Genomic DNA, 12138 nt, shown 5'->3' with positions numbered 1-12138 from the left:
GCCATTCCCTTTTCGTAAGCCCGGCTGCGGCGGATCAGTTGAAGTCCCTGGATGAGGGTCTCGGTAATCCCCTCTCCCGTGGCCTCCAAGGCGTCTTCTAGAAGGTCCTCCGGCAAATTGGCCGTGATACGACGGGCTGTGTCTTTGGTTCGCTTCGTCATGATTATCATACTAATGATGATATGTATTTACGTCAATACAGTATTTTAGAGGGCAAATAGCCCTTAACCGCCCGGATTAACCATATAGTTAACTTTTTATTTGACCCCCCCGGCATCCTGTGCCAATTTCCGCAGAACTTTAACCAACCAGTTAATTAGCGAAAACGGGGGTGTCCATGCAACCGACCCAAATCCATTCCGTCGACGAGATCATCCAGCAGCGTCTGGCCGAAAAAAGGAACGCCCTCCTGGCCGAGGCGGGATTAAAGAAGGAGGTCCACCACTTCGAGCGACCGAAGGAAAACCCTTTCCTCAAATCGCAGCGCGGGACCACCAAGGTCCTCTTCGGCGGGCTCACCTGGAAGCATGAGAAGCTGATCCAAGCGGCCTGGGAAGGGTTGGGTTACATCGCGGAACCGGTCGAAGTGCCGGACGTGAAGGCCTTCCAGTTGGGCAAGGAGTACGGCAACAATGGCCAGTGCAACCCGACCTACTTCACCGTCGGCAACCTCGTGCAGCATCTCCAGAAATTGGAAGAGCAGGGGATGAGCAAGCAGGAGATCATCGACAAGCACATCTTCATCACCGCCGGCGCCTGCGGGCCCTGCCGCTTCGGGATGTACGAGGCCGAGTACCGCCTGGCCCTCCGCAATTCCGGTTTCGACGGCTTCCGCGTCATCCTCTTCCAGCAGTCCGGGGGCTTAAACCAGTCCGACGCCGAGCAGGGTCTGGACATGAACCTCGATTTCTTCCTCGGGATCCTGAACGCCATGAACATGGGCGACCTGATCAACGACATCGCCTACCAGATCCGTCCTTATGAGGTGAACAAAGGCGAGACCGACCGGGTCTTGAGCGAGTGCATGGATTACCTCTTCGGGGTCTTGAAGAACCACAAGCCCTTCAAGTTGGAGGGCAAGCTTGCCAAGGCCCTGCGCGCCCTTCCGAAGGCGGCCTCGACGACCGAATATCTGGGCAAGTTCCTCACCCAACTCCTGGGCGACGAGTATGTGAAGGCCTTCGCGGAGGTCGGCCGCCGCTTCAATGCAATCGAGATCGACCGGACGCGCGTCAAGCCCATCGTCAAGATCACCGGGGAGTTCTGGGCGCAGACGACCGAGGGCGACGGCAATTTCAACATGTTCCCGTTCCTGGAGAAGGAAGGCGCGCAGGTCCTCGTGGAGCCGATCGGGACCTGGATCATGTACATGATCCATCAGGTCGTTCAAAAATATCAGGATCAGAAAGGTCTGGAAGACGGGGCGACGCTCCCGCCTTGGATCGGAAAAAAATTCGGGAAGCGTCTCTCCATCGAGACGGGTTACCGGAAGAAGGTCGCGAAGCTTAAGGTGGCCGAGCGGGTGTTTGAGCGCGAGTGGAACCGGCTCCGCGCCGCCCTCGGCAACATGCCGCACGCGCTCGCCAACCAGTACGAGCTGCAGCGCGAGGGCCATCCTTACTACAACAGCCGCGCGGGCGGAGGGGAAGGCCACCTCGAGGTCGCCAAGAACATCTATTACTCCCACAAAGATCTGGCGCACATGGTCCTATCGGTGAAGCCCTTCGGCTGCATGCCGTCCACCCAGTCCGACGGCGCCCAGGCGGCCGTCGTCTCCCAATATAAGGACATGATCTACCTCCCAATCGAAACCTCAGGCGAAGGGGCGGTCAATGCCCACAGCCGCGTGCAGATGGCCCTGGGCGAGGCCAAGTTCAAGGCGAAGGCGGAATTCGCCGACGCGGTGAAGTCCACCGGCTATCCGCTCTCCGAGATCCAAGACTACATCCAGGCGCATGCGGAGCTGAGGACGCCCTTCTATAAAGTACCCCATTACAAGGGCATCGTCGGTATCGCCGCCTGCTTCGTGAAGCACGTGGGCGAGCGGATGCAAAAGGAAGGCGTTCAGGCACGGGCGAAGGCGGCTTAGATGGAAACCAAATTCCTAGTCGGCGTCGACGTCGGTTCCACCACGGTCAAGGCGGTCGTCGTCGATGCGGCCACCGACCAGATGATCTGGAGCGACTACCAGCGCCACGAGACCAAGCAGCCGGAAAAAACCCTCGAGCTTTTGAAACAGCTCGAAGCCGACACCGGCGTGCGCGCCGGCAACACGCGGATGTTCATCACGGGCTCCGGCGGCGGGGGCATCGGCACCCGGATCGGCGCCAAGTTCGTCCAGGAGGTGAACGCCGTTTCGCTCGCCGTCGAGAAGCTCCATCCGGAGGTCCAATCCGTCGTCGAGCTGGGCGGTCAGGACGCGAAAATGATCTTTTTTAAGGAGATCGAAGATTCCGGAAAGAAAAAGAAGATGCCCACAATGAATGATAAGTGCGCCGGAGGAACCGGGGCGGTCATCGACAAGATCAATGCGAAACTGAAGATCCCCTCCGAGCAGCTCTGCCAGCAGGGGCACACGGGCATCAAGCTCCATCCCGTCGCCGGCAAGTGCGGCGTCTTCGCGGAATCCGACGTCAATTCCCTCCAGAAGATGGGCATCCCGAACGACGAATTGATGGCCTCTCTCTTCGAGTCCATCATCGTCCAAAACCTTTCCGTGCTCACGCGCGGCAATACCCTGAAGCCGACCGTTCTGCTCTTGGGCGGACCCAACTGCTACATCAAAGGCATGCGCGAGGCGTGGCGCAACAACATCCCAAAGATTTGGGAGGAACGAGGGGTGGAGGTCCCAGACCTCCCGATTGAAGAGCTGATCAAGGTCCCCGAGAACGCGCAGTACTACGCCGCCCTCGGGGCCATCGAATACGGCAAGACCGAGGACGAGGACATCGGCCGGTACAAAGGCTTCGGCGATCTCGAACATTACATCCAGTTCGGCCGCGCAGAAGAGGTGTCGAAGAAATCGGGAGGCAAGGGGCTGATCAAGGATCAGGACGAGCTGAACGAGTTCCTGGAGAGATTCAAGAAGGAAAAATTCGCACCGGCCTCTTTCGAGGCCGGTACGGTGGTCGAAGGGTTCATCGGCCTGGACGGCGGTTCGACGTCCACCAAGGCCGTGCTCGTCAGCAGAGACAAAAAGATCCTGGCGAAGGCCTATCAGCTTTCCAAGGGCAATCCGATCCAGGACACCATCGAAGTCATCGGCAACCTGCAGAAGATCATCGAAGACCAGGGCTGCACGCTCGACGTCCTGGGAGTCGGCACCACCGGCTACGCCAAGGACATCCTGAAGGACACGCTGAACGGCGACGCGGCCATCGTCGAGACGGTCGCGCATACCGAAAGCGCCCTGCATTTCTACCCGGACACGGACGTCATCGTCGACGTCGGCGGACAGGACATCAAGGTGATGATCCTCAAGAACGGCCGCGTCAAAGACTTCAAACTCAACACCCAGTGCTCCGCGGGCAACGGTTATTTTCTTCAATCCACGGCCCAGGGCTTCGGGATCGCCGTGGAGGACTTCGCTGAAAAGGCCTTCTCGGCCAAGACGTTTCCGGAATTCGGCTATGGCTGCGCCGTCTTCATGCAGTCGGATATCGTCGATTTTCAGCGCCAGGGCTGGAAGGCCGAAGAGATCATGGCGGGCCTGGCGAACGTGTTGCCGAAGAACATCTGGTTGTATGTTTCGCAGATCCCGAACCTGTCCTCTCTTGGAACGAGGTTCGTCCTGCAGGGCGGAACCCAGCACAATATGGCGGCGGTGAAGTCGCAGGTGGATTTCATCGAGTCGCGGTTCAAGGACAAGGGCCTCAAGCCCGACGTCGTCGTGCACAAGCACTGCGGCGAGGCGGGCGCCATCGGGGCCGGCATCGAGGCGGCGCGGCTCTACGCCAATGGACATCGAACCAACTTCATCGGCCTCGATCGCGTGAAAGAGATCACCTACCGCACGACCCGCAGCGAGGACACGCGTTGTTACTTCTGCAAGAACAAGTGCCTCAGGACCTTCATCGATGTAAAAACCAAGGGTCCTGAGGAGATCAAGGCGGAGGACGTGCCGGTCTTTCAATCGAAGGTCCTTCTCGAACCCGGGGAGAATCGAATCATCATTGCCACCTGCGAGAAAGGCACCGTGGAAGACGTGAACGCGATGAGAGGAATCAAGAAGGGGCTCGACGCCATCAAGGAGAAGAACCCGAACATGGTGCATTGGGCCGCGGAGAACGTCTGGAAGTCGTTCAAACCGGCAATCGTCGCCGATCCGATTCCGGAAATCAAAGCCTGGACGGGAGAAAAGACCAAGAGGCGCGCCGCCCTGATGAAGCGACGCGCCGAGATCAAGATCGGCATCCCGCGCGTGCTCAACCAGTATTCCACCAATCCCTTGTTTTCGGCCTATTTCGAGTCGCTCGGTATCCAGCCGCAGAACCTGATTTACTCGGATTTCACCGACGAGAAGCTCTATAAGGACGGCGCCAAGCGCGGCGCCATCGACCCGTGCTTCCCGTCCAAGGTCGGCATCCCGCACGTCCACAATCTGATCTACACGCATCATGAGAAAAAGAAGCTCGATTACATCTTCTTCCCGATGATCGACGACCTTCCGACGCCGCTCAAAAACGTCCAGGCCTCGCGGGCCTGCCCGACGGTGACGGCCACCCCCGAGGCCGTCAAGGCCGCCTTTACGAAGGAAGGCGATATCTTCGCCGAGAAGGGCATCCGATACCTGGACACGTTCGTGAACGTCGGCTCGCCGAAACTCTTCGAGCGCCAGATGTTCGAGCAGTTCGCCGGTCTCTTCGGACTCTCGCCGGAGGAGAACGCCCGCGCCGTGGTGGAAGGATTCAAGGCGCTGAAGACCTTCGAAGAGACGCAGAGGATCATGGGCCGCGAGACCATCGAGATGCTGGAACGCGAGAATCGACTGGGCATCGTTCTACTGGGGCGCCCGTATCATAACGACCCGGGCATCAACCACGAGATCCTGGAGGAGTTCCAAAAGGCCGGGTACCCGGTGCTCACCCAGGATTCGCTGCCGATGGATGAGGAGATCCTGGACCGTCTCTTTGGCGCCGACGTCGAGCAAGGACGGATCCGGAATCCTCTCGACGTCGGGGACGCCTGGAAGAACTCGTATTCCGAGAACACGACACGCAAGGTGTGGGCCGCGAAGTTCGCCGCCCGTCATCCGAACCTGGTGGCCTTGGAGCTCTCGAGCTTCAAGTGCGGTCATGACGCCCCGGTCTATACGGTGGTGGAAGAGGTGGTCGAGCACTCGGGCACGCCGTACTTCTGCTTCAAGGACATCGACGAGAACAAGCCGACGGGTTCGATCAAGATCCGCCTGGAGACCATGCACTACTTCCTGACCCGGTACCGCGAGGACATGCTGCGGGCGGACCGGAAGAGGGCGGACATCGAGGCGGAACTGATGGCCTACGAAGAAGAGTTGCGCGCCGAGCTCGAAGGGCGGTATCAACCCCGGGTGGTGAATTTGTAATGTCTTTCGAGTCGCAAAAAATCCTCTTCCAGATCTACCGCGAGGGGGGCTTCAACCGGCGCTACCGGGTCGTCTATTTCACGGAGCTGGGCGACAAGAACAAGGAGACCGAAATCAACCGCGCCCTGGCGGGCGATCCGGTCTACGACGGCTTCATCAAGGATTTCCGCAAGGACGAGGCCAAGGCGATCATCGAGCGGTATCTGGACGAGCTGAACGGCGGCGCCGCTTTCAATTCCGAAAAGTTTCAGGCGGATCTGAAGTCCTACATGCCGTCCTGATTTTGGCGACCCTTGTCCCCATCCAGGCCCGTTGCCCCACCTGCGGCTCCGGCGATGTCTTCTACACCTGCCACACGACCTGCTGTTTCAACCACGTCTGCAGCGCCTGCCGCACCACCTTCGAACTGGCGACCCGCGTCCTCGGCAGGACGGACGAGGTGCCGGCCGTGCCCCAAGATCGGGACACCTCACTTCCCATGGCCCCCTGTGCCGCTTGTGAGAAGGCGGACGTGTTTCAGCAGGAGGGCCGGGAGGAACTCCTCTGCGCCTCCTGCCACTCCCTCCTTGCCTTGGAATACGAGAAAATCGTATCTGATCAAACGTGATCCAACTCTATCAATACGAAGTCTGCCCCTATTGCTGCAAAGTCAGGTCGGTCCTCGACTACAAGAAGGTCCCCTACGAAAAGATCGAAGTGAACCCGATGACCCATGACGAGCTCGCGTGGAACAAGAAGGCCACCGATCATGACAAGGTTCCGGTTCTGATCGATGGCGGCGAGACGGTCTTGGAGTCCAACGACATCATCCGCTACCTGGACGAAAAATTCCCGTGGAAGCCCGTTTTCGCCAAAACGAAGGCGGCGGCCGCCAAGCAGGCGGAATGGATCAAGTTCGCTGACGACGAGCTCGTGCAAATTCTTCCCGCCAACATCTACCGGACGATCCCCGAGGCCCTTGATTCCTTCAAGTACATATCAAAGGTGGGGAAATTCCCGCTCTGGAAACGCTATTACTTGATGCTCGGCGGTGCGGTGGCGATGAACATCGTCGCCAAGAAGGGGATGAAGAAACGGGGCATCACGGATCCTCGGAAGGCCCTCGCCGAGACCCTGGAGAAGCTCGCGGACGGACTCGGGAAGGGCAAGTTCCTGGGCGGCAACGAGCCGGATGTGTCCGACTTGGTCTGCCACGGCGTGCTCAGCAGCGTTCGCCGGATGAAGGTCTGGAAAGACATCGCGCGGAACCGGAAGGTCGCCGATTGGTACGAGAGAGTGGACAAAGCATTCCGATAGGGTCAGAATCCCGCCGGATTCGACAGGGGGAATTATGCCGCGCAAATTGAAGTTCATCGCCCGGGATCTCAAGAGGGACCTGCAGGTCTATCAATGGGCCCTCAAGGACCCGAGAACGCCTCGTCTCGCCAAGATCCTTCTGGGCGCCGCGGTGGGTTACGCCGTTCTTCCCCTCGACCTGATTCCTGATTTTATTCCCATCATCGGACATCTCGACGATGCGATCATCGTCCCGATGATGATCCGCCTCGCCCTCAAGATGATTCCGGATGAGGTGATCGACGAATGCCGCCTTCGGGTCGCGCCCGCCACGACGCGCCACAAGAAAACGCTTCGCCGGGCCCGGCGCTCCTGACGGACGCGTAAACAACAAGGTTCGTCAGGACTGAGCTAAATCTTCGTATTATTTTTGTGTAGCTCTGTAGCTCCCCATCTTCAAGAGAAGGAGCTGCCCGCCCTCAACGAGCTGGGCGTCGCCTTCCAGTCCCTGCCTCTGGGACGCCTCCCGGCTCTTGATGGTATGGGCCTGGACGTCCAGGAGCCAGCTGCCGCTCCCGTAAAGGGAAGACGCGTCGATAACCCCGGACGATTCCCAGAACTTTCCGTCCACCTCCGCGATCCGGATCGGTTTTTCGCCGCTCGCGGGCCGGTAGAGCCAGACGGAGGGGTTCCGCTTCAAAAACTCAAGCGGTGCGCCCATGGTGAAATCCTCCAGGAGGATCATTTCGCCCGAGGCGTTCATATCGATGTTGTCGGGACTCACGATGCCGTCGCCCGCGTCGCCTTCCAGCAAAATCTCGAGCAGGGTGGGCCCGGCGAGCGGGTCGTTGGGGTTGAACGTCAGCCGGTAGAGCCGGCCTTTGCGGTTCTCCGGGATGTCGCCGCCGGTGGTGACGAAATAAAAAGTGCCGTTCCGGTTGCGGTCATAGGTCCCGTCCTCGACCCGGTCGAAACGGAAGGCCCCGGACTCGGCGGCCTTGGCGTCGAGCTCCGCATCCGTCAACTCTTCGGGCGCGTCGATGGGAATCCATCGACCGACGACCGGCCGGTCGGCCTTCCGGAACTTCGATTCGTCGCTCTTGCCGCCCGTCGCGGAGCCGAAGACGTAGAGTCTCCCTCCGGCCAGACCGTTTCTCGCCAGGGCGTCGGACGACGAGAGGTTCTTTTGGCCGATATAAAGGTAGAGCTCGCTCTTCAAACCCCCCGGCCCGTCCTCCAAGCCGAAGAGGACGGTCTTGAGGCCGGTTCCCGGGACGACGACGAGATTTTCTTTGCGGTACCTGCCTAAGCCCGGCAGGGCGTTGGCGCGGCCCTCCGTGAAGGCGAATCCGAGCCCGCCCCGTCCGTCGCCGCTCTGGCTCCCGTCGGCCTCCTCCCCTGTCAGGTAGATGGGACGGTCGAAGCCCACCTCCGGTCCCGCTAGGAATCCGGAACAGAAAAGGGCGGGGACTCCCTCCCAAGGCCGGCCGTTCAAGAGGAAGGAGGATGCGGCGAAGTCTCCCGACAGAACCCCGATGGGGGGTATCGGGGGGAGAATCGGGGCTCGCCCCCCGATTTGAGCCGAAGCATCCGGCTTTGCCGGTGCGAGGAGGAATAACGAAACAAAGGCCCCCTTTTGGAGAGGCCCGCCGGCAATCGGTTGCGAGGCATCGGTCTTTTCCAGCTCATGGTTGACCCAGAGGCGGATGCGCCCGCCGGATCTTTCCAGTCCGAGGCCGTCGGGAACGCCGATCAAACGGAACGATTGGGTGGGGTTGGACGTTCGCGGAACGGATTCCCCGACCGTCAAGAGGGGCGTGACCGCGATGGAATCGACGAGAGGCCTCAAGTAGGCGGCCTGCTCCGCCGCCGCGGCGGCGTTCGCGAAAAAAATGGCCAGGAGGGCGTAGATGCCTTTGCTGTTCATGGATTGAGGGTCCCCGGAAACCGTGATATACGAAGGCCCCATGAAAAACACGGTCAAAACCATTTTCTGTTTGTTTTCGTTTCTTCTCGCGGCCTCAGCCTGGGCCGAAGAAAGGCGGGTGGCCGTGACACTGAAACTTCCCGACGATTTCGTCGCCAAGACCTGCCCCGCGCCCGTTTGGAAGGGGACGAGCATCCTTTGGAAGGGCACGACCGACACGCGGGGGGAGAAGGAGATCGGCCGGCAGACGAAGAAGAAAGGAAAAGACGTCGTCCTCGTCGACGCAGAGCCCCCCATCGAGACGGTTGTCGATGCCGCCCTCAGTGCACTCTTGCCTGCCTGTGGCGTGAAACTTGTGTCCGAAGGTCGGTCTGACATTACGATGTCCGGGGAGGTTGCCGAGTTCTACGCCGGCGTCGAAAAGAAGCTCCTGACCGGCAAGGGCATGGCCCGGAGCCGCCTGCTCTTCCGGCTGAAGCGTCCGAGCTCGAACGTCGACCGGACGGTCGAGGTCGGCTACGAGATGGAGGACAAGCGGGTCCGCCAAAAGGACATCCGGCAACTCGAAAAATCCTTGAACGAGCTCCTCGCCCGAACGCTCGAGCAGATCCCCAAGCTCGATGGATTTCGGGAACTCTGATCTTACTTCTGGATCGGTGCGTAGGAATCCATGGGGACGGCCGATGGCGGCGAGGCTTCCTCCACGCGGATTTCCTTGACCTGATTGACCATGGGATGCGGCGGAAAGCAGGCCGGTTGGACGTCCTCCGTGTTCGGGTTCTTGGTCAAATTCTCGATCTCGTAGGCGTTGTAGGGATTCACCGAATAGATCTCCGCGTTTCCGTCCCTCGTCGTCGAGAAGATGACCCTGCCGTCGTCCGCCCAGCACGGATTGGCCGCGCGAAGGCCCGGGATGGCGAAGAAGTCGTCGCAACTCCCATCCCCGCCCTTATCCACGTGATAGTCGCAGAAGGCCAAATCGCCGTTTCTGACATAGACCAGCCTCTTGGCATCCGGGGAGAACGCCGGCCAGGTCTCGCTCCCGGCGAATTTTGTGAGATGTAAATACATCGCCCAATCATACAAACCGGAATTCTGGTAGGGATTCTTCATGCCTAGGTAGGGTTTGAACGGACCATCGCCGTCGGGATCGTAGCTAAAAATGACGTGATCGTAGCTCGGATCGGATTTCTGAAGGGCCGGCGAGATCGTGACTCCCAGATAGACGCCGGGATAGAGGTCGTTGCCTTTTTCCGACAAATCCTCCGGGGCGCTCCCATCCGCCTTGCTGACGCGAAGGAAGCCGAATCCGCTGATGTCCGAGGCGGCATACACCGCCTTGTCCTCTTCCGGAGACCAAGCGACGGAAGACCCGTCATTGTCGCCCCAGGGCGCAAAGGGGGGCGGCGTCTGGTCGAAGCCGGTGATCCGGTACAACCTCTTGGCCCCCTGATTGCGATAGACCACGCTCAGCCCGTCGATGGAAAAAGAGGGGAGAAGAGGGGGAGTGGTCAACGTCGCCAGCACCTTGGGACTCACATTCGGATCGGTGCTTCGGAGGATGAGCGCTCCCTTGGGTGGAGTCGCCTTGTCGATGGACACGTAGACGAACCGGACATCGGGGCGCCGGTATTCGGAGGACAGGGGGCTGACGGCCAGCGTGGGGGCTCCGCCCGTCGACGTGCCCGGGTCTTTGGTCTCGCCCATGATCTCTTGGGGAGGGATCTGTCCTTGGACGCCTAAGATTTTCCCCGAGAAGGTTGCCCCCGGCGAGTCTTTGGTGACGGTCATCCCCGCATTGTCGCTGTTGGTCGCCTCGGAATCGGCGGAATCGCATCCTTGCGGCCCGCCCCAGACCAGAAGGATGAGGAGACCGGCGGCCAACCGCGGGGAAGGCGCGCGCTTCGGGAAAACCATGGGGACATTATAATCGGTCGAGAGGCCCTGTCGCCAGCCTAAGAATTTCCGGCCTGCTTATTTCCCGCTTTCAAAGGGAGGCGGCGTATCCCGCGACCGGTCTCGCCTCGTACCGGGGGCCGGCCACGGGCGCTGGGCGGTCCTCGCGCAGCATTCTGTTTTCACTGTCGACCTCATAGCGCGTCGGCAGGGTGGCCGCGCCTTCCGCCGTCCCTTCCATGATCCTGGCCTCGTCGCCGGGATCCCCGTCCGTCGTCATGTCTCCCGTGCGCAGATCGGGCTTCGCCGGGATGAGAACGGGTGAAGGCAGCGCCGCCGGATCATTGGGATCCATCGAGGACGGCGGCAAGACCGGGATGGCGACCTCATCGTTCGGCTCACGCCCGCTATCGTCGGTTCCGGCGACGGTTCCGGCATCGGTTTGCGGAATCGCCGTGGCGATGGACTCCGGCGTCGTCGATTCGCTCACCGCGTCCGCGGGATCGCTTGCCGGTGCCGGCGATCCGCCTTCGCAGGCCGCGAGGCCCAGGCAGCCGAGGAGAACGAGACCAAGGATGATAACGTCGTTGTTTTTCATGATAAATTCTCCCGCCGTTACTTCGCGTCCACCATGGCGACCTTGGCGCAGGTGATGCCCTTGATGCCGTCCACTTGGTCGCCGCTGGCGATGCTCATGCCGACGACGACTTCGTTGGTGTCGCAAGAGGCCTCGAAGGGTGCACCGCCGATGCCGGGCGTGCCGCCGTAGACCGAATCCCCGCTGGTCAATGTTTCCTTGGCGGCGGGAAAGACGCCGGTGAACTTCTCATTGTTCAAGAAGAGGCCGCAGGTGAGGCCGAAGCTGTCAAGGCGGGCCCCCGACCGGCCGAAGATCCCCGTTGCCATGCCGTCTTCCAGGGGGCAATTCACCGCCGAATCGAATTCGTAGTCTTTGCCGGAGTAGGTGATCTCCTTCAGGCTCGGGTCTTCCGCGGTCGAAGTGGCGTATGAGGCCAAGGTAACGTCGTCCGCATGGACGTGATCCTGATCGAGGCGCGAGCAAACAATCCTCAGTCCGCCGACGACCGTCGTGGTGGATCCGATGCTCCCCAATGCGAATCCCGATTCCGGTGTGACGTCGAACTCGTCGGCTCCGTACCGGAAACCCGTCACGACGTAGTTCGAGGGGCAGCGAAATTCATTGGTTGCGCCGCCGTCTCCCGAACAGTTCGTGCACTCGACCGCATGAAGATCGGTCAGCCCCACGACCTGCTTCGAGGGAACGGGAACAACGAGGAAAGGGAGGGCCTGAGCCACGGGGGCCAATCCCGGCTTTTCGACGATCGTCACCGGAGGCGTCTCGGGGACCTTGGGAGGCGTCGGCAGGGCCGGAGGCGTGGCCGGGGCCGGCGCGGGCGCCGGGGGCGTCTCCGACGTGGGGGCGATCGTCTCGTCCGTCGTCCCCTCAGAGGCGGGG

The 12138-nt window shown here is 60.6% G+C and carries 11 protein-coding genes; 7 read left to right on the top strand and 4 right to left on the bottom strand.

The window, feature by feature from the left end:
• Window positions 1-337: 337 nt before the first annotated feature.
• Genes VLJ37_08100 through VLJ37_08075 form a run of 6 tightly spaced genes read left to right on the top strand, consistent with a single transcriptional unit; the run spans window position 338 to window position 7214 of the window.
• Window positions 338-2089 (top strand): activator of (R)-2-hydroxyglutaryl-CoA dehydratase, encoded by a 1752-nt coding sequence (locus VLJ37_08100; protein HSA59631.1) that lies wholly within the window; start codon window positions 338-340, stop codon window positions 2087-2089.
• Window positions 2090-5563 carry a BadF/BadG/BcrA/BcrD ATPase family protein gene (locus tag VLJ37_08095; protein ID HSA59630.1) on the top strand — a complete coding sequence of 1158 codons (3474 nt, stop codon included), beginning with the start codon at window positions 2090-2092 and terminating at the stop codon, window positions 5561-5563.
• A complete protein-coding gene (locus VLJ37_08090; protein HSA59629.1) occupies window positions 5563-5844 on the top strand; it encodes a hypothetical protein in 282 nt (93 codons plus the stop codon). The genes VLJ37_08095 and VLJ37_08090 overlap by 1 nt, the downstream gene beginning before the upstream one ends.
• A gap of 2 nt (window positions 5845-5846) precedes the next feature.
• Entirely contained in the window at window positions 5847-6170 is a 324-nt protein-coding gene (locus VLJ37_08085) for a hypothetical protein (GenBank protein ID HSA59628.1), read from the top strand.
• Complete coding sequence (locus VLJ37_08080; GenBank protein HSA59627.1) at window positions 6167-6859, top strand: glutathione S-transferase N-terminal domain-containing protein; 693 nt, start codon at window positions 6167-6169, stop codon at window positions 6857-6859. Before VLJ37_08085 ends, VLJ37_08080 begins: the two co-directional genes overlap by 4 nt.
• A 34-nt stretch (window positions 6860-6893) precedes the next feature.
• Window positions 6894-7214 carry a YkvA family protein gene (locus VLJ37_08075; protein HSA59626.1) on the top strand — a complete coding sequence of 107 codons (321 nt, stop codon included), beginning with the start codon at window positions 6894-6896 and terminating at the stop codon, window positions 7212-7214.
• A gap of 48 nt (window positions 7215-7262) precedes the next feature.
• Here the strand turns inward: VLJ37_08075 and VLJ37_08070 are convergent, their stop codons facing one another.
• Window positions 7263-8765: an alkaline phosphatase PhoX gene (locus VLJ37_08070; GenBank protein HSA59625.1), complete on the bottom strand. Its 1503-nt coding sequence runs from the start codon at window positions 8763-8765 to the stop codon at window positions 7263-7265.
• A gap of 40 nt (window positions 8766-8805) precedes the next feature.
• Here VLJ37_08070 and VLJ37_08065 point away from each other — a divergent pair, with 40 nt between their 5' ends.
• A complete protein-coding gene (locus VLJ37_08065) occupies window positions 8806-9405 on the top strand; it encodes a YajG family lipoprotein (GenBank protein ID HSA59624.1) in 600 nt (199 codons plus the stop codon).
• A gap of 2 nt (window positions 9406-9407) precedes the next feature.
• On the opposite strand, the gene VLJ37_08060 is transcribed toward VLJ37_08065, so the two are convergent.
• The 3 genes from VLJ37_08060 to VLJ37_08050 all read right to left on the bottom strand — a co-directional run.
• Window positions 9408-10682: a hypothetical protein gene (locus VLJ37_08060; GenBank protein HSA59623.1), complete on the bottom strand. Its 1275-nt coding sequence runs from the start codon at window positions 10680-10682 to the stop codon at window positions 9408-9410.
• 70 nt (window positions 10683-10752) lie between these two features.
• Complete coding sequence (locus VLJ37_08055) at window positions 10753-11259, bottom strand: hypothetical protein (protein HSA59622.1); 507 nt, start codon at window positions 11257-11259, stop codon at window positions 10753-10755.
• A 17-nt stretch (window positions 11260-11276) separates the two neighbouring features.
• Window positions 11277-12138: hypothetical protein (locus VLJ37_08050; protein HSA59621.1), on the bottom strand; the 862-nt coding region annotated here is incomplete at its 5' end.

This window comes from bacterium (genome assembly GCA_035454885.1).
In the GTDB taxonomy this organism is placed as follows: domain Bacteria; phylum UBA10199; class UBA10199; order JACPAL01.
The sequence above is the reverse complement of the archived record's forward strand: the minus strand, read 5'-3'. Positions and strand labels throughout refer to the sequence as shown.